Origin of the sequence: Massilia sp. YIM B02763 (assembly GCF_030412015.1) — a bacterium.
In the GTDB taxonomy this organism is placed as follows: Bacteria; Pseudomonadota; Gammaproteobacteria; order Burkholderiales; family Burkholderiaceae_D; genus Telluria.
Window position 1 is genome coordinate 38,021 of sequence record NZ_JASNRD010000001.1, and the last position, 17,687, is coordinate 55,707.

The 17,687-nt window shown below is 68.7% G+C and carries 15 protein-coding genes; 9 read left to right on the forward strand and 6 right to left on the reverse strand.

What is annotated here, in order from left to right; all coding sequences use genetic code 11:
- Nucleotides 1-111 precede the first annotated feature (111 nt).
- The gene (locus tag QPK32_RS00145; protein ID WP_290410758.1) at nt 112-1,140 is read right to left on the reverse strand and encodes a LacI family DNA-binding transcriptional regulator; all 1,029 of its coding nucleotides are present in this window, start codon (nt 1,138-1,140) and stop codon (nt 112-114) included.
- Nucleotides 1,141-1,343: 203 nt separating this feature from the next.
- Here QPK32_RS00145 and QPK32_RS00150 point away from each other — a divergent pair, with 203 nt between their 5' ends.
- Together QPK32_RS00150 and QPK32_RS00155 are read left to right on the forward strand one after the other, a co-directional pair.
- Entirely contained in the window at nt 1,344-1,649 is a 306-nt protein-coding gene (locus QPK32_RS00150; RefSeq protein ID WP_290410759.1) for a hypothetical protein, read from the forward strand.
- 171 nt (nt 1,650-1,820) lie between these two features.
- The gene (locus QPK32_RS00155; protein WP_290410760.1) at nt 1,821-4,580 is read left to right on the forward strand and encodes an EAL domain-containing protein; all 2,760 of its coding nucleotides are present in this window, start codon (nt 1,821-1,823) and stop codon (nt 4,578-4,580) included.
- 7 nt (nt 4,581-4,587) lie between these two features.
- On the opposite strand, the gene QPK32_RS00160 is transcribed toward QPK32_RS00155, so the two are convergent.
- Nucleotides 4,588-5,586: a diacylglycerol kinase family protein gene (locus tag QPK32_RS00160; protein WP_290410761.1), complete on the reverse strand. Its 999-nt coding sequence runs from the start codon at nt 5,584-5,586 to the stop codon at nt 4,588-4,590.
- A gap of 358 nt (nt 5,587-5,944) precedes the next feature.
- Here QPK32_RS00160 and QPK32_RS00165 point away from each other — a divergent pair, with 358 nt between their 5' ends.
- Nucleotides 5,945-6,586 (forward strand): TetR/AcrR family transcriptional regulator, encoded by a 642-nt coding sequence (locus QPK32_RS00165; RefSeq protein WP_290410762.1) that lies wholly within the window; start codon nt 5,945-5,947, stop codon nt 6,584-6,586.
- Between the two features lie 27 nt (nt 6,587-6,613).
- Here QPK32_RS00165 and QPK32_RS00170 read toward each other — a convergent pair whose 3' ends face one another.
- Nucleotides 6,614-7,741 carry a branched-chain amino acid ABC transporter substrate-binding protein gene (locus QPK32_RS00170; protein WP_290410763.1) on the reverse strand — a complete coding sequence of 376 codons (1,128 nt, stop codon included), beginning with the start codon at nt 7,739-7,741 and terminating at the stop codon, nt 6,614-6,616.
- A 135-nt stretch (nt 7,742-7,876) separates the two neighbouring features.
- Here QPK32_RS00170 and QPK32_RS00175 point away from each other — a divergent pair, with 135 nt between their 5' ends.
- The 4 genes from QPK32_RS00175 to QPK32_RS00190 all read left to right on the forward strand — a co-directional run bounded on the left by QPK32_RS00175 (nt 7,877) and on the right by QPK32_RS00190 (nt 10,213).
- Nucleotides 7,877-8,716 (forward strand): MaoC family dehydratase, encoded by an 840-nt coding sequence (locus QPK32_RS00175; protein ID WP_290410764.1) that lies wholly within the window; start codon nt 7,877-7,879, stop codon nt 8,714-8,716.
- 119 nt (nt 8,717-8,835) lie between these two features.
- Nucleotides 8,836-9,273, forward strand: a complete 438-nt coding sequence (locus QPK32_RS00180) for a universal stress protein (RefSeq protein ID WP_290410765.1) — start codon at nt 8,836-8,838, stop codon at nt 9,271-9,273.
- 25 nt (nt 9,274-9,298) lie between these two features.
- Nucleotides 9,299-9,760 (forward strand): universal stress protein, encoded by a 462-nt coding sequence (locus QPK32_RS00185; RefSeq protein ID WP_290410766.1) that lies wholly within the window; start codon nt 9,299-9,301, stop codon nt 9,758-9,760.
- Nucleotides 9,761-9,775: 15 nt separating this feature from the next.
- Nucleotides 9,776-10,213: a universal stress protein gene (locus QPK32_RS00190; protein ID WP_290410767.1), complete on the forward strand. Its 438-nt coding sequence runs from the start codon at nt 9,776-9,778 to the stop codon at nt 10,211-10,213.
- 8 nt (nt 10,214-10,221) lie between these two features.
- Here the strand turns inward: QPK32_RS00190 and QPK32_RS00195 are convergent, their stop codons facing one another.
- Complete coding sequence (locus QPK32_RS00195) at nt 10,222-10,527, reverse strand: putative quinol monooxygenase (RefSeq protein WP_290410768.1); 306 nt, start codon at nt 10,525-10,527, stop codon at nt 10,222-10,224.
- A 333-nt stretch (nt 10,528-10,860) separates the two neighbouring features.
- On the opposite strand from QPK32_RS00195, the gene QPK32_RS00200 reads away from it, so the two are divergent.
- A complete protein-coding gene (locus QPK32_RS00200; RefSeq protein WP_290410769.1) occupies nt 10,861-11,316 on the forward strand; it encodes a hypothetical protein in 456 nt (151 codons plus the stop codon).
- A gap of 36 nt (nt 11,317-11,352) precedes the next feature.
- Here the strand turns inward: QPK32_RS00200 and QPK32_RS00205 are convergent, their stop codons facing one another.
- Nucleotides 11,353-11,904 carry a flavin reductase family protein gene (locus tag QPK32_RS00205; RefSeq protein WP_290410770.1) on the reverse strand — a complete coding sequence of 184 codons (552 nt, stop codon included), beginning with the start codon at nt 11,902-11,904 and terminating at the stop codon, nt 11,353-11,355.
- A gap of 483 nt (nt 11,905-12,387) precedes the next feature.
- On the opposite strand from QPK32_RS00205, the gene QPK32_RS26620 reads away from it, so the two are divergent.
- Nucleotides 12,388-13,032: a DUF3108 domain-containing protein gene (locus QPK32_RS26620; RefSeq protein WP_374046675.1), complete on the forward strand. Its 645-nt coding sequence runs from the start codon at nt 12,388-12,390 to the stop codon at nt 13,030-13,032.
- Between the two features lie 5 nt (nt 13,033-13,037).
- On the opposite strand, the gene QPK32_RS00215 is transcribed toward QPK32_RS26620, so the two are convergent.
- Nucleotides 13,038-17,684, reverse strand: a complete 4,647-nt coding sequence (locus tag QPK32_RS00215; protein WP_290410772.1) for a pilus assembly protein — start codon at nt 17,682-17,684, stop codon at nt 13,038-13,040.
- Between the last annotated feature and the right edge of the window lie 3 nt (nt 17,685-17,687).

Sequence of the window (17,687 nt, forward strand, 5' to 3'; positions counted from 1 at the left end):
CCTGTTTGGAAAACGAGCAAACACTCGCGTCGGAAAGAATCAATGGTATGGCCGCTAAGACCTAGGTTATTTGATCCAAGTAAATTTCCTGTTGGTCAGCAGCGCCGCGCCTCAGGTACTCTCCCTCTCCCGCAAGGTAAACCCGAGATCCACCCGCGTCGCCCTTGGCTCCCGCCCCGCCAGCAGGTCTACCAGCAGGGTCGCGGCCTCGTAGCCGATGCGGTAGCGCGGCGTGTCGATCGTCGTCAGCGACGGCACCATCCAGGCGGACGCCGGCAGGTCGTTGAAGCCGGCGATGGCGACGTCGCCGGGGACCTTGACGTCGTGGCGCTGGCAGTAATAGATGGCGCCATGGGCCAGGTCGTCGTTGCAGCAGAAGACGGCGTCGACGCCGGGCAGCGTGTCCAGGGCGCGCTGCATCAGTTCGGCGCCGAGGGCGATCGTCGACGGGTCCGGCACCATGATTTCCAGGGCCGGATCGTACAGGCCGGCGGCGCGCATGGCCTGGCGGTAGCCGTCGGCGCGGCGCAGCGTGCGTTCGTCCAGCTGCGCGCCGATGAAGGCGATGCGGCGGTAGCCGCGCGCGAGCAGGTGGCGCGTCATCGCGCTGCCGGCGTCGAGCTGGGAAAAGCCCACCGTCAGGCGCGCGGTGTCGTCCGCCAGGTCCATCATCGATACCGTGGGAATCCGCGAGCCGTCCAGCATGCGCGTCACTTCCGGGCTGTGGGCAAGGCTGGACAGCAGGATGCCGTCCGGATTCGACTGCAGGTAGGTGCGCAGCAGTTTTTCCTCTTCCGCGTCCGAGTAATGCGTGTTGCCGATCAGGAGCTGGTACTGGCCTTCGGCGATCGCATCCTGGATGCCGTCCAGCACCGCCGTGAACACCACGTTGGACAGCGACGGCACCAGCGCCACGATCACGCGCGACTGGCTCGATGCCAGCGCGCGCGCGGCGCGGTTCGGCACATAGCCCAGTTCGGCCACGGCCTGCTCGACCTTTGCCCGGGTCGCGTCCGATACCAGCCGCGGCTGGCTCAGCGCGCGCGACGCCGTCATGATCGATACGCCCGCCAGGCCCGCCACCTCTTCCAGCGTGGCGCGTCCCGATCCCCTCGCCTTTCCTGCTCCGTTTCTGCTCATTCTTGTTGTCGTCTCATGCTGGCCGTCTCCCGGCAGGTTCCCGATTCCGCCATGGTTTGGAAATTTTGTCAATATTTGGCACCGGACGCGCATCCGGACGGGCGTGTGCGACACTTCCTACGGCACCCTGTCTCCTTCTCCGATTGTCCGTCTCCGCCGTCGGCATAGCATGGAGTCTTTACCTCGTTTCCAAGGAGATGAATATGCCGAGCAACCAGGAATACAAGGGAAAGGGCATCAAAGGGCGTAATTACGACGAGTCGAGCGGCGTCGGCACCAGCAGCGCAGGCACGACCGGCACCGTCGGCAATCTCAACGACGGCGGTCGCGACGGTGGCGTGGGCGCGCCGGACCTGGCCGACAGCGGCAACCAGCAGTCGGTGCAGCACGGCCAGCCCGGCGGCACGCCGGCGCAGGGCGATTCCTGGCGCGGCCAGGGCAACCGGCAGAGCGACGCCCCTGCCAGCGGGCCGGGCGACAATACGCAGCGCGGCAACGAGCAGCGCTGAGCCCTCGCTGCGCCACACCGCGCCGCCTTCGGGCGGCGCTTTCGTTTGTGTGGGGTTTTCGCATCGCCCTGCGGACACCCTCTTTTGTTGCCGTACGGAATTGTTATAAACTCCCACCATGCAGCCTGCATGCCGCCCCCGCGCCGTACCGCCCCAGAAAGAACCGATACCGTGAACGCGCCGGACTTCCCCGTTTCCATCGACGACCACCTCGCCCACATCGACCATGCGTTCGACCTGATGGCCCTGCTCGACGCAGGCGGCCAGGTACTGCGCGTGAACGCGGCCGCCTTCGACATCCTCGGCTATGCGCCTTGCGAGATGCGTGGCCGCCACGTGCGCGAGTTCGTGCATCCGGACGACCGCGCGGCGCTGGAGGCGATCGGCCTTGCGCTGCGCGACGTCGCGGCCTGCCGCGAGCAGGAACTGCGCTACCTGCACCGCGACGGCCACGTGGTCTACCTGGCCATGTCCGGGCGCTGGTCGCCGGACGGCCAGGTGCTGTATGCGACGGCGCGCGACGTGACCGCGCACCGCCTCGCGCGCGAGGAACTCGCACAATCGCGCGCGCGCATGAATGCCATGCTGGAGAGCATCGGCGACGCGTTCTTCGCCGTCGACCGCGACTGGCGCGTCATCTACGCCAACCGCAAGGCCGCGCACTTCGTCGGCGTCGAGCTGGGCGCCGGCCTGGGTCGCCCCCTTCTCGACGTCGTCCCCGCGCTGGAAGGCACGCCCCTGCTGGAGCGCTATCGCCACGCGATGGCCACCGGCCTGTCCTTCGTCGTGGAGGCGTGGTGGGCGCCGCTCGCCACCTGGATCGAGGTGCGCGCGTATCCGACCGTGGACGGGCTGTCCGTCTATTTCCATGACATCAGCGAGCAGCGCCAGGCCGCGGAAGCGATGCGCCGCAGCGAACAGCGCTTCCGCATCCTGTTCCAGCAAGCCGGCGACAGCATCCTGATCGTCGACGGTACGCTGCGCGTGGTCGCCGTCAACGGCCGCGCCTGTGCCAACTTCGGCTATGCGGAACACGAGTTCATCGGGTTGCCGGTCAGCGCCATCGACAGCGGCTTCGCCTACCGTCCCGGCTTGCTGGACAGCCTGCGCCGCGGCGAGACCCGGCTGCTGCGCGTCGTCAAGCGCCGCAAGGACGGCAGCACCTTCCCGGCCGAGGTGCACGTCTCGCTGTTCGAGGACGGCGGCCAGGAGTACTTCCAGGCCATCGTCCGCGACCTGACCGAGCGCGAGGCAGCGGAGCGCCAACTGCGCGAGAGCGAGCGGCGCTTCCGCGAATTGATCGAGATGACGCCCTCGGGCTACGTGCGCGCCGGCGCGGGCGGCGTCCTGCTCGATGCGAATCCCTCGCTGTGCCGCCTGTCGGGGCGCACGCGCGAGGCCCTGATCGGCCTGCCGCTGGTCGAATTGTTCGAGCGCCTGCCCTGGGACGGCCTGGAGGCCGACGGCGACGGCAACACGACGGTGCGCGGCGTCGAGGCCGTGCTGCGGCGCGCGGACGGCGAACCCCTGCACGTGCTCTTCAACGGCAACGTGCGGCGCGACGATGCCGGCGAACCGCTCCTCGTGACGGGCCTCATGATCGACATCAGCGCGCGCAAGCGGGCCGAGGACCGCCTGCAGCAGCTCGCAACGCACGACACCCTGACGGGCCTGCCCAACCGCGCCCTGCTGCAGGACAGCGTGCAGCGCATCATGGACGCGGGCGCGCCCGCCGGCGGGGAAGGCACCGAGCTGGCCGTGATGTTCCTCGACCTGGACCGCTTCAAGGAAGTCAACGACTCCTTCGGCCACGAGCTGGGCGACGTGCTGCTGTGCGAAGTGGCGGCGCGCCTGCGTGCCGTGTTGGGCGCGGACGACGTCATCGCGCGCCTGGGCGGGGACGAGTTCGTGGTGGCGGCGCGTTGCGGACGCGAACGCGCCGGTGCCCTCGCCGCACGCCTGCTGGAAACGCTCACGGCGCCGGTGCGCGTGGGCAGCCAGGACGTGATCATCGGCGCCTCGATCGGCATCGCGATGTATCCGCACGATGCCGGCACGCGCGAGCTGCTGTTCCAGGCCGCGGATACGGCGATGTACCGCGCCAAGAGCGCGGGCCGCAACCGCCTGTGCTTCTTCGAGCGCGGCATGACGGTGGCGACGCAGGCGCGCATGGCGCTGGAACTGGCGCTGCGGCCGGCGCTGGCGCGCGGCGAGTTCGAGCTGCACTACCAGCCCCGCGTCGACCTGCGCACGATGGCGGTGGTCGGCCTGGAAGCGCTACTGCGCTGGAACCATCCACGGATGGGGCGCGTGGCGCCCGGGGAATTCATCGGCATCGCCGAGGAGACGGGCCTGATCGTGCCGATCGGACGCTGGGTGCTGGGCGAAGCCTGCCGCCAGACCCGGCGCCTGGTGCAGGAGCACGGCCGCGAGGTGCGCGTCTCGGTCAACGTCTCCGCGCGCCAGCTCGCCCAACCGGGCTTCGTCGAGGACGTGCGCGCGGAACTCGCGGCCAGCGGCCTGGCGCCCCACTGCCTGGAGCTGGAACTGACGGAAAGCGCCCTGATCGAGGACATGGACCGCACCGCCGCCATGCTGGGCGAGCTGCAAGGGCTGGGCGTGAAGGTGGCGGTGGACGACTTCGGCACCGGCTACTCGGGCCTGGCCTACCTGCGTCGCTTCCCGATCGACGTGCTCAAGCTGGACCGCTCCTTCGTGCTCCAGGACGACGGCCGCATCAGCGCCTTCGACTTCGTGAAAGCCTTCGTCGACATGGCGCATGCGCTGCGGATGTCGGTGGTCGCCGAGGGCGTGGAGACGGCCGAGGTGCTGGACTTCCTGCGCGCCGCCGACTGCGACGAGGCCCAGGGCTACCTGCTGGCGCAGCCGATGCCGCTCGCCGACGTGCACGCGTTGCTTGCACGCCGCTGAAGGCGCCTCAGGCCGGGCTGGCGGCGCTGCCCTCCGACGCTGCGGCGGACTGGCCGGGCTGCGGCGCCGCATCCGGCACCAGTAGCGCCAGGCGGTCTTCGATGACCTGGAAACGCAGCGGCAGCGCCAGCTTGTCGACCTCGCCGTCGGTGGCGACCTTCATGCGCCGGCGCCGCGACAGCAGCGGCGCGCGCACGGTCATCGACTTGAAGGCGAAGGCGACGACGTCGTCGGCGTCGCCCAGCCTGCCCAGCGCGCCACGCAGCAGCAGGCCCAGCATGCGCAGCTTGCCCACGGGCTTGGGCGCGATGGCCGCCAGGCGGCCGCCGTCCAGCGCTTCCTCCAGCGGCCCCATGCCCACCTGCTCCATCTGCAGGCGGTTGTTGCCGACGAAAAGCGTCGGGGTGCGCAGGTGCCGCACCTGGCCATCCAGTTCGAGCGTGATGCGCAGGTTGCGGTGGCGCCCCAGCGCCGTCTTCAGCGCCGACAGGATCGCGACCACGCGCGAGCGGCCGTACTGGCGCTTGTCGTGCTCGCGTTCCTCGAGCAGGCGCGGATACAGGCCGACGCTGGCGTTGACGAGGAAGATGCGCTCGTTGACCATGCCGATCTGCACCGGGCGCACGCGCGCGCGCAGCAGTGCCCGCACGGCCTCCGCAAGGTCTTCGGGAATGCCGTGGGTGCGGCCGAAATAATTGAACGTTCCCTGGGGCAGCACGCCGAACACGCAGCCCTGCCGCACCGCCTCCTGGGCGACCGAGTTCAAGGTGCCGTCGCCGCCGGCGGCGACCAGGATGCCGCCCTCCGCCGCGGCCCTGGCCGCCATGCGCCGGGCCACGTCGCCGAGCTGGGCGGCGTCGCGCACGACCTCGAGTTCGCAGCGGCGGCCGGCGTCGCGGAGCACGTCGCGGATCGTCGAACAGCGCAATTCCGTCTCCGCATGGCCGGAGCCGGCATTGAGTACCACGTGGAACGGCGCATCCGGGCGCGGGTCGGTCGTCGGCATTGCTGTCGCTTTCCTGCTTCAGGTTGATCGGAGCCGCGATGCCGACGGCATCGCGCCCCGAGCATAGCAGTTTTCGGCGCGGACGGCGGTACGTATGGACGGCGCGCCCGGTAACCAAAGGTCGCTCCCGGTCAGCCGTAAATTATACGTATAATGTAAAACGCTTGACCTGGCGCTGTGCCTTGGCGCAGCAGTCAACGACGAGGCAGCGTCTGTCAATATTTTCGCTACCCGCGGGTAAACGGCGAACAGATATACTAACGCTCACAATCATAACGATCCGCTCGCGGCGCGCCCCTGCCCACGGTGCAGCCGACTCGCACATGCGGACGCCGAATCCACCACAATAGGCAAAGCCATGAGAATCAGCAAAGAAAAGGCGGCCGAAAATCGTGCCGCCCTGATCCGTGCAGCGAGCAAGCTCTTTCGCGAGCGCGGCATCGATGGCGTCGGGGTAGCGGAGATCAGCAAGGAAGCCGGACTCACTCACGGCGCCTTGTATGCGCACTTTCGCTCGAAGGAAGAGCTGGCGCTGGAGGCGCTGTCGTACGGCCTCGACCAGACCGCGTCGCGCATGTATTCGAGCACGATCAACGGCATGCCGGACCTCGGCAGCTATCTCGACGACTACCTCGCGTCCGATGCCTTGTACGACTATGCCAGCCGCTGCCCGATGTCCGCCTCCGCCAGCGAGATCGGCCGCCAGGACAAGGCGACCAGTGCGCGTTTTGCCGAAGGCTACATGGTGATGGTGCGCGCGTTCGAGCGCCGGATCGCCGACAACGAACCGGGCTCGGACGCGCTCGCCCGCGCCATGGTCGTCGTCTCCACGATGATCGGCAGCATCGCCGTCGCGCGCGGCGCCGCCAAAGGCAATCCCCAGATCTCGGAACAGGTCCTCAAGGCAGCCCGTGCAATGATCGACGAGCTGATGCTGGCCCCGCCGCATCCGGCGGCCGCGCCCGGCCACGAGGCCGGACGGGCGCCGCGGCCTTCCTGAGCGGCGTCCCTGCTTGCCGGTCGGCGACTACTTGGTGACGGCGATCGGCGTGCGGTGGCCGCCCTTGAAGGTGTACAGCGTCAGGACGCCGTCGCGGATGTCGCCGTTCTTGTCGAAGGCGATGGTGCCGGTGACGCCCTTGTAGTTGCTCTTGGCCAGCTCCGGCAGGTACTTCGCCGGCGCCGAGGAGCCGGCGCGGTCCATCGCCGCGGCGATCGCCAGCACGGCGTCGTACGAATACGGCGCGATGATCTGCACGTCGATGCCGTAGCGCTTGCGGTAGTCGGCACGGAAGCGTTCCATGCCGGCCTTGCCCGATTCCTCGACCCCGCCCGCCTCGGCGCAGACGACCTGGCCGTCGCTCATCGTGTTGCCCGACAGCGGCTGCATCGCATCCGAGCAGATCCCGTCGCCGCCCATCATCTTCGCCTGGATGCCGAGCTGCTTCATCTGGCGCAGCATCGGTCCGGCCACCGCATTCATGCCGCCGAAGAACACCAGGTCCGGGTTGCTGGCGCGGATCTTGGTCAGGATCGCCGCGAAATCGGTCGCCTTGTCGTTGGTGAACTCGCGCGCCACCACGTTCACGCCCTGCTGGCGCAGGCCGTTCGAGAATTCCGCGACCAGGCCCTGGCCGTAGGCGGTTCGGTCGTCGACGACCGCGATGCGCTTGGCGCCCATGTTCTTGACGGCGTAGCGCGCCAGGCCGCGGCCCAGCTGGGTATCGTTCGCGACGACGCGGAACGTGGTATTAAAACCCTGCAACGTGTACTTCGGATTGGTCGCGGAGGCCGAGATCTGCGGGATGCCCGCGTCGTAGTAGATCTTCGAGGCCGGGATCGTCGTGCCCGAGGTCTCGTGGCCGATCACGCCGTTCACGCGGGCATCGGCCAGCTTCTGTGCGGCTGCCGTCGCCTGTTTCGGGTCGCCGGAGTCGTCTTCCGGCACCAGCGCCCATTTCACCTTCCTGCCGCCGATCGTGGCGCCGCGCGCATTGAGCGCATCGATCGCCATGCGCGCACCGTTTTCGCTGTCCTTGCCGAAGTGGGCCACCGGACCGGTCATCGCGGCCACGTGGCCGATGCGCACCGTTTCCTGTGCCGATGCCAACCCGGCAGCCGACAGCGCCACCATCAACAACGCCTGCTTCTTCATTCCATCCTCATCTAAAAAAGTCATTCTTTATGCAAAAATACCAGGGTGTAGAGTATAGTCCCAAGAACAGGTATCGCAAAGCAACATCTTCTTTCAGGCACAATGCAGTTTTCGCAGTCCCATGTTTTTTCGACCATGACCGCTGACAGTCCCCATCCCTTGCCTCCGCTGAACGGCGCCACCATGCTGCGCGCCCTGTTCCGGCACCCGCGCCGCCTTGCCGGCGTACGTACGCCGCGCACCAGCTACACCCTCGACCAGATCGACGGCAACCAGTTGCGGCGCTACCGCCAGGCGCTCGGTTTCCGCGACGAGGGCATCCCCCTGACCTACTGGTACCTGCTGGCGCAGCGGGCCCAGGTGGCGACCATGCTGGACGACGCGTTCCCGTTCCGCCTGCCGGGCACCGTGCACACGGCCAACAGCCTGCAGGTGCATGGCGACGCCAGGCGCGACGCGCCCTTGCTGCTCGCCACCAGCGTGCACATCAGGCCGCCGGCGGACAACGGCGCCGTCTATGCCGAACTCGACACCGTCGCGCGCCAGCGGGACGCGGACGTGTTCACCTGCCGCAGCACCTACCTGGTGGTGCGCGGCCAGCGCGGTCCTCGCAAGCAGCCGCGCGGCGGCGATGCGCCGCTGCCCCAGGTGGCGAGCTGGCAGCTGGGCAGGAAGAGCGGCCGCGAGTACGCGTCCGTCTCGGGCGACTGGAACCCCATCCACCTGTGGGGCTGGTCGGCGCGGCTGATGGGCATGAAGCGCCCCATCATCCACGGCATGCACACGCTGGCGCGCGCCTGCGCCGAGCTGGAGCAGGCCAGCGGCGGCGGGCGCATCGTCAGCCTCGATGGCCGATTCAAGGCGCCGGCGCCGCTGGGCAGCGAGCTGGTGCTGGCCGCCGACCTCGGCGCGCGCCACTTCAGCGTGGGCGCCGGCGGCCGGCCGGTGGCGGAAGGCAGCTTCCGCTTCGCCTGACCATCCCGCGGGGCGGGCGCGGCGCGTCCACCCTGGGCGTTTTTGATTCACATCAAGGAATGCGCAGTGCATTTTCGCGATCCTAGGGGCCGTTACCACACGGCCGCCGGAGAGCAACCATGTACAAACGCATCCTGTTACCGACCGATGGATCGGAGGCCTCCAGCCGCGCGGCCGAGGCCGGCGTGGCCTTTGCCCGCGAACTGGGCGCCGACGTCGTCGCCCTGAACGCCACCCCGCCGTTCCGTATCTTCAGCACCGATGCCGAGATGCTCGAGGATACGTCCGAGCAATATGCCGCGGCCAGCCGCGAACGCGCGCGCAAGCTGCTGGGGGCAATCGGCGCCGCCGCGCATGCCGCCGGCGTGGCGTGCAGGCTGGAACACATCGAATCCGACGAGCCGTGGTCGGCGATCATCGACACGGCCGGGCGCCTCGGCTGCGACCTGATCGTCATGGCCTCGCACGGCCGGCGCGGCATCGCCGGGCTGCTGCTCGGCAGCCAAACCCAGAAAGTGCTCGTGCACAGCACCATCCCGGTGCTGGTGCATCGTTGAGCACACCATGCAGGAGAAGCCCCTCATGTACCGACGCATCCTGGTGCCGACCGACGGCTCCGAACTTTCCATCGCGGCCGAACGGGCCGCCATCGACTTTGCCCGCGCCAACGGCAGCGCCATCGTCGCGCTGGCGGTCGGCCAGCCCTACCTGCCGACCGCGGCGGTGGATGGCGCCGTCGCCATCGACCCCGCCATCGAGGCCGAGACGCTGCTGCTGGAAGCCAACCGCCACGTCGAGCGCGTCGCGGCGGCGGCGCGCGCCGCCGGCGTCGCCTGCACGGCCGTCACCACGATCGCCCACTCCGCCAGCCAGGCGATCCTGGAGCACGCCGCCAAGCACGGCTGCGACCTGATCTTCATGGCCACGCACGGGCGACGCGGCCTGACCCGCCTGCTGCTGGGCAGCGTCACCCAGGACGTGCTGGCGGCGTCCACGGTACCGGTGCTGGTGCTCCGCCCGCAAGACGCCGCCGCGCCGGCCTAGCACAGGGAGCCTGCCATGTACAAGCGCATCCTGGTGCCCACCGACGGCACTGAACGGTCGGCGCTGGCGCTCGAGACGGCGCTGCGCCTGGCCGGGCTGGGCGGCGGTAGCATCGTCGGCGTGCATGCGTGCGCGCCGATGATCCTCGCGCCCGACCCGGCCGTCGTGGAAGATCCGTCGCGCGGCGCCTGGCGGCGCGAGCGCGCCCAACTGGCGCACGATGCGCTGGCCTACGTCATGCGCCGCGCGCAGGAAGAGTCGGTGCCCGCATCGACCGAACTGAGCCGCCTGGACCGCCCCTGGGAGGCCGTCATCCAGGCCGCGCGCGACCATGGCTGCGACCTGATCGTGATGGCGGCCCATGGCCAGAAGGGACTCGTGGCCCGCCTGCTCGGCAGCGAGACCCAGAAGGTGCTCACCCACAGCGCGATCCCCGTGCTGGTGGTGCGCTGAGTGGCCGCTCAGCGCTTGGGCGTGCTGACCATGTCCAGCAGTTGCAACTCCGGCGGGCTGACGAGCATGTCCTGCGCCGCGCGCATGAAGTCGACCATGTAGGGCATCGCGAGGTGCTTGTCGAGTTCGCTCTGGTCGGTCCAGTTCTCGTACATCACGAAGACGGACGGATCGGCCTGCAGCTGGTGCAGGTCGTAGTCGAGGCAACCCATCTCGGCGCGGGTGTAGCCCACCAGCGTCGTCATGTAGTCCTTCAGTTCGTTTTCCTTGCCCGGCTTCGCGCGCAGCGTGGCGATGACGGTGACCTTGGCCATATGTTTCCTTTCTCGAAGCGGCATTGCCGCATTGGTTCCTGCCTGCGGGATCGTCAGGCGGGTCCGACAGTGTAGACGAATCGCGGCGGCGGCGTGGTGCCTCCCTCTCTTTTGCGCCGCAGCAGGAAAAAGCGCGCCGCGCCAGAACTGTCGCAGGACGCGGGCGTCCAACGCTCATTCGCCGCGCCCCGGGCACCCGACGACGCCTCAGGTGCCACCGGCGCACCTGGCCGCAAATCGATGGTCGATCTTGGTGCATCTTGACTTCGATCAAATACTCGGACGCAGCACCCAGAGAAACTGCAAGGTATCGAATCAGGAGGAGAGTGCACCATGATGCCGCACCAGCTACACCCGACGAACCCGCTTGCGATGTGCGCGGCCATTCGCCACTCCCGCAAGACATTGTGCCGGCGCCTGGACGACACCTGCGCCCAGCCGGACGATCGATTCACCTATGCCTTCGGCGCCACCGTGGCCGCCGTGGAATCGGTGTTCCGCCACGAGGAACTGATCATGGAGACCCTGGGCTACGAGCGCCTGCACGAACACCGCGAGGAAAATGCCGTGATCCTCGCGGCCCTGCACCGGGTCATGCCCCAGGTCGAGGGCGGCGATTGCGCGCTTGGGCGCCAGGTCGCCACGGCCCTGCGCGACGTGATCGCCCTGCACCGGCTGAGCACCGACCTCGCGCTGGCGGTCGCGCCCCATACGCGCAGGCAGCGCGCGCACGGGCACGCCGCGCTTACGACCCTGCACGTGCCGAACCAGCGCCGCCAGGTGCATTGAGGGCGCACGGGCCTGCTCGATTCCGGGGGTGCCTCCTCATTTGAGCCCTTCCCGGCGGCGGTGGATGACCTTGCCCGACACCATGAACGTGCCGTCGCCCTTGTAGTGCAACGTCTCCGGATGCCTGGGCGTGGCCGCCGCGCGCGCGGCCACCACTTCCCAGATGAAGAAGTTGTACTTGTCGGCCAGGCTGTCGTCGTGCAGCCGGCATTCGAACTGCGCGTGGCATTCGCGGATCGACGGCGCCGCGACCCGTTCCGACGGATCCGGCGTCAGGCCGAAGGTGGCGAACTTGTCGATGTCGGCGCCCGTCGTGGAGCCGACGCCCAGCACCTGTTCCGTCAGCGCCGTCGTCGGCAGGTTGATCACGCACTCGCCGCTCGCACGGATCAGTTCGAAGCTGTGGTTGGCCGACGAGATCACGCAGCCGACCAGCGAGGGCGCGAATTCGATCACCGTGTGCCAGCCCATCACCATGACGTCGCGTTCGCCCCGCCAGGCCGAGGAGACGAGGACGACGGGGCCGGGTTCGAGAAAGCGCCGCACCTGGTGCAGCGGCACGGGCTGCTTGCGCGCGTGGCGGGTCATGCGGGTCTCCTGGTCGATGCCTTGGCCCCATTATGGCCGGGCTGCCGCCAGGGCGGCGTCCGCCTGCGCTTCCCCGCGCCGGGGCCGGGACGCTACACTAGCGCCATGAAGATTGCCGTTCCCGTCCGGCACCGCCGCCTGCTGGCGCTGTGTGCCGGATCCGCCTTGCTGCACCTTGCGCTGCTCGAACTCGTCGCGCGCCACGGTACGGGCGCGCCCGCGCGCCTGGCGACGCCGGGCGGCGACCTCGTGCTGCGGTTGGCGCCGCTGCCGCTGCCCGCGCCGGTCCCGCCAGCCCCTGCGCGGCCAGCGTCCACGGCACCACCGCCTGCCGCCACGGCCGGGGCACCGGCTCCCGCCCGTGCGGCGATCCGGGGCCAGGTAGCGACACTGCCGGACGCGCCGCCTCCGGTAGCCAGCGCCGCTGCCGGCACGGCGGCAGGGTCACCCGCAGCGGACATGCCGGCCCCGCCTCCGGTCCAGATGCCCGGTCGCTATCGCGTGCGCATCCCGGACGCCGCCGTCCTCGCCTATGCACGGTCGGTCGAGCGGCCGGGCATGGTCCCGGCCGCGGCCGGCACCGCACGCCTCGACTGGCGCACGGACGGCCGGCAGTACCGGATCGACATGGACGGCGTCCTCGGGCGCCTGCACAGCGAGGGAACCGTGGGCGATGCCGGCATCGTGCCGCGCCGCGCCGTGGAAACGCGGGGGCGCGCGGTGCTCGTCACGGAGTTCGATGACGACGGCAACCGGGTGCTGTTCCGCGCGAGCGGTCGCGAAGCGCCCGGCAGCGTGGGCATCCAGGATCCGGCGTCGCTGCTGCTGCAACTGGCAGGCATCGGACTCGGCGAGCCGGACCAGGTCCAGGACCGCATCGACGTGGTGGTGGCGGACAGCGCGCAGGCCCGGGTCGCGCGTTTCCAGGTGATGGAAACGGAGGACATCGACACGGGCCTCGGCACCATTGCGGCCGTGCGGCTGGCCCAGGTGGCGGCGCCGGGCCAGCCGCGCCTGGATGTGTGGCTGTCACCCGGACACGGCTGGCTGCCCGTGCGGATCCGCCTCAGCAGCCCGGATGGCAGCACGGCGACCGAGACGCTGACGGCGCTCGATCCTCCGCGCTAGGCCGCTTACTCGCGCACGCGGCGCCAGCCGGACTTGCGCGCCGCGCTCGACTGGGCCGGCGGGAACTTGGTCGGCTTCAGGGCGCCGTCGGCCAGCGTCGAGATCTGCACGAAGGTACCGCCCGGCAGCTGCACGACGAGCGAACCGACGGCCGCCGAAGCGCTCGACAGCGTGGTACCCGCCACGCCGTCGGCCTGCAGCGGCGTGCCCGTGCAGGCATCCAGCAGGTACAGATTGCTGCGCCCGCCTACCGTACAGGCGTCGGATGCCGACGGCAGGTTCGTGACCACGTCGAGCGTGCCGGCGACCACCTTCGGATCGAGGTTGACGCGCTCGCCGGTGTTGCGGTCGAGGTCGAAATACCAGCCCGCGTGCGTGGACAGGTCGACGCGCGCGGCGTCCATCGTGTAGGTGTCGCCGGCGTCGCTGGCGACCTTGGTCAGCGCCCGCTTCGTCATCGTCGAGTCGTTGCGCCAGTTGGCCGGCGAGATGCCCGTCCCGCTGTCCTTGAGCACGTACACGCTCTGCATGGCCGGGTCGGACACGTCGGGCACGTCCAGCAGGCGCCCGGTCCCGAACGCGACGATCCGGCTCACGCCCGCCGTGACGTTGCCCTGCGCGTCGCGGGTATCCACGCGGCACAGCGTCACTTCGGGACGCGCGGTGATCGGCTGGGCCGTGCCGGCGTCGCCCATCTGCAGCACGGCGGGATCGCCGCCGGCCGTGAAGTCGAAGCGCCACATCTTGCCCTGGTTGTCGCCGCCGTACACATAGGTCACGAGCGGATCCGTCTGCGGATTGGCCGTGATCGCCGTGATGCGGGCCAGGCCGGACGGCGTCGCCGTCGTGCCGTTCGTGGTGCCGGTCTTGCTGAGCACGCGTCCGGTGGCGACGTCGACCACGTACAGGTAACCCTTGCCGTCGCCGCCGTTGCCGTTTTCGATGCCCGGGACGTTGTTGTAGCCCGAAGTCAGGAACACGACCCAGTACGTCGTGCCGGCCGCGCTGCGCCAGGTACCGAACTGCGGGTTGCCGAAGCTCAGGCCGATGTCGGCATCGTAGTTCGCGCCGCTGCAGACGCTGGCATCGGCGCACAGCTCCCACAAGGCCTTCGGATTGGCGGGATCGGTGACGTCCAGCGCATAGTAGCCGCGTCCGCCCGCATTCAGGCCGCCCACCACGACGGAGCGCCACTGTCCGCCGATCTGGACGTCCCCGAGCTCGGGCGCGCCGTCGACCGTGTACTGGTGGTTGGTGCCGTACGTGGTCCCGGCCTGGCGATACAGCTTCTTCATGGTGATGCGCGGCGCGTATGCCCACAGCTCGGAGCCGTCGGCCGCGTCGAAGGCGTGCATCATGCCGTCGTTGGCGCCGACGAGGATCGTCGCCCGGCGCGAAGCATTGTTCGACTTGTACGTCGCGTAGCCGTCCAGCGTGTAGCTCTTGCGCGGGTCGCGCAGGTAGGCCGGCTTCGACGTGGCGATGTCGCCCAGCACGACGAGGTAGCTTTCGGTCGGCTTGGCCGGGTCGGGCACCACGCGGGCGTAGGCGCGCATGACGTTGTCGTCCGCATGCTGCTGCTGGCCGCGCAGCCAGTTGACGATGTTGGCGCCGCCATTGACGATGGCGCGGTTCTCGGGCGACAAGGTCGGGCACTGCGCCAGGTCGCTGCACTTGTTGTCGAACCAGGCCTTCTCGGTCGCCGTCATGGCCCCGTAGGAGAAGGACTTGAGCGCATTGGTCGCGGTGTCCAGCATCCAGATCGTGCGCGTATCGCTGCTGGGGCCCACGCTGCCGACCATCGTTTTCATCGTCGTCCAGCGAGCCTCCGCCGCCACGCTGCCGTCCGACGTCGAGATCTTGCGGTCGGCCAGCTCGCCGTACCACTTGACGGTGGTGAAGGTGGACGAGAACACGTCGTTGTCCTGCATGGTGATGTTCGGCGTCGAGGTCGCCGCGGCGGACGCGGCCCCGGTGCGCGTCTCGATCGCCGACAGCGCCTCCGACAGGCCGGCCACCACCTGCTTCGGGTCGGAGGCGCTGAAGTACTTGCCGTGGCCGTTGATCGCGGTATGCCACAGGTCGTCCACGCGCGACTGGTAGGCGACCGAACCGCTCGCATCGCCCGTCTTCGGATCCGGCCACACATAGGGACCGTTGTTGTTCCAGGGGCAGCCGCTCTGCATGCCCGTCGTGAGGTTGTAGAAGTCGCCCTTCGGATCGGTATCGTAGTCCGGCGTGTACGTCATGATGCCGTCCACGCCCAGGCCCAGCGTATAGGTGCTCATGTGCAGGCGCTGGTTGTCGCCAGCCCTGCCGCGCACGAGGCCCGGCTTGTTCCAGTTCTCGAGCGAAGGACGCAGCGACGAGGTGCCGGTATTGGAGCCGCCGTTGTACCAGTACAGCGCGACGTCGGCCAGCGAATTGGCGCTCTGCACGGAAGGATCGACGCAGCCCTTGGCCCGGGTGCAGAAGCGCGAGACGTTCTCGGCCTGGTCATTGCTGACGACGTCGTCGGCCGGATCGCCGTTCCAGTAGCCGTCGGTCGTCACGAAGGTGAAGTTCTGCTGGCACGCGTACTCCACCACTTCCTGGCCCGCCTTGGCGACGTAGGGGCTCTGGTTCGCATACATCTTGCCGATCGCATGCAGCGCCCTGCGGATCGGCGTCGACTGGCTGCCGTTCATCGCGTACAGCGACGTGTACCACGCGCTGCGGTTGGTGCCGGAGAATTCGGCCGGCGCCGTCATCGTGCCCTGCACGGCGGCGGTCGACAAGGATACGATGCCCACCTTGTAGTTCGAGTTCAGCGCCTGGAAAGCCTGGCCGACGGCCGTCTTCATCATCTGGTTGCGCGTCTTGTAGTAGGCATACCAGTTGGCGAAGTTGGTCATTTCCTCGTCGTAGGTGCAGGTGGCGCCGGCGCAATCGGTGCGGCCCGTCGCCTTGGGATAGCTGTTTACCGCGGGGACGATGTCGGTGCGTACGAACACGGCGGCGCCGCTGCCCAGCGGCGTAGTCGCGGTCGGGATGGCGTCGAACGCGGCGGCGACCGGTGCCCTGGTGGCGGTCGTCGAGAACGACACCGTGTTGGCGTTGATCAGCGCTCCCATGGCGATACTGGCGCCGCCCGCGCTGGCCGCCGTGTCGACGACGCACACGACGTTGGCGCTGGCCGCCTTGCAGGTGTCGGAGATGGCATTGCCGCCGGTGTAGGCCACCACGCTTGCGCGCGCATTGATGGCGTCGCGGATCGCCGCCGCGATCGTCGTGTTGCTGGCGCCACGCACGAACGTCAGGTCGGTACCGATGATCGTCGTGGCGTTCAGCTTGGTGCTGGCCTTCAGCGTCGTCTGGGTCGTCGAGAACCAGCCTCCCCCCGCGCCCGTGCCGCTCACGGCGATCAGCCCCGTTGCCGGTTGCGCGGCCTGCGACTGCGAAGCGCTGGCGTTGACCGTCAGCGCCCAGCCGCTGCGGCTGTTGTCGGCCACCAGCGAACAAACGCCGATGGTCTTGGCCGTCGTCCCCGGCGCGCAATCGATCGGGATCACGGCGACCACGTTCTCGGTCGCCAGCGCGATGCCGTACGTCGAGCAGGCGGGCACGGCCCCCTGCGCCGTCTTCATGCAGGCCAGGTACTGGTTCGCCAGGCCCGTCCTGTTGATGATCGAGGCGGCCAGGGCGCCAGCGAGCGCCACCTGGCGCGAGCTCGTGTTGGTGCCGCTGGGCGCATTCACCGCGCCGCTCGTGATGGTGACGGCACCGGCGGGCTCCGTCACCGTGACGCTGGCGATGTTCATCGATGCCGCCGTCGCAGACGCGTTGATCGTGATGGTGCCGTAGGCGCCCACCACGCTGCCGTTCGGGTTGCCGAAGCGCGGGTACTTGAAGTTGCCGACGAACTTGGCCTGGCAGTTGGTCAGCTTCGACGAATCGCACCAGCGCACCTTGGCCGCCACCGGGTAATTGGCCGGCGCGGGGGCCCCGACGGCGGCCTGCACGCAGGTGGTCAGCGTACTGTCCGTGCAATATTCGGCGACGTTGATCGTGTAGTAGTACGGATTGGCCGTGATGACGTCGGACGTGTAGCGGGTATCGTTCGGATACGAATAGGTCGCCGTGTTGTAGACGCAGTTCCTGCCCTCGGTATCGCACCAGCGCAGGTCGGGAAAGCCTGCCGCCAGGTTGGTCCGGGTACCGCTCTGGCCCAGCAGGTCCGTCTTGTTGATGTTGAAGCCGTCCGTCGTCACGGTGGTCCAGTTGGTCGTGGCCTCGCGCGTCATCGACGGATACGGCGTGCCGTCGTACTGCACCGGCGGCGCGTAGCGCACCTTGGGATCGTAGTACTGGCGGTTGAAATCGGCGCTGTTGAACGGCGGATGGCCGACCTTGCAGCCGGTCGTCGTGGTCTTCCTGGTCGATTCGTTGTACATCGTCGCGCGCGAGCGGCAGGTACTGCTGTCGTCGATGTAGTCGGGCGTGAACGTGGACGCCATCGACCCCGAGTTATCGTACAGGAGCATCAGGTTGGGCTTGACGTTGCCGGTGCCGTTCAGGTTCAGCAGCGGCAGCTGGGCGATGCCGGTCAATTGCGCCAGCGCCGCGCCGGCGGCGCCGGCCAGCAGCAGGAATGCGAGGATTTTCTTCATCATGTC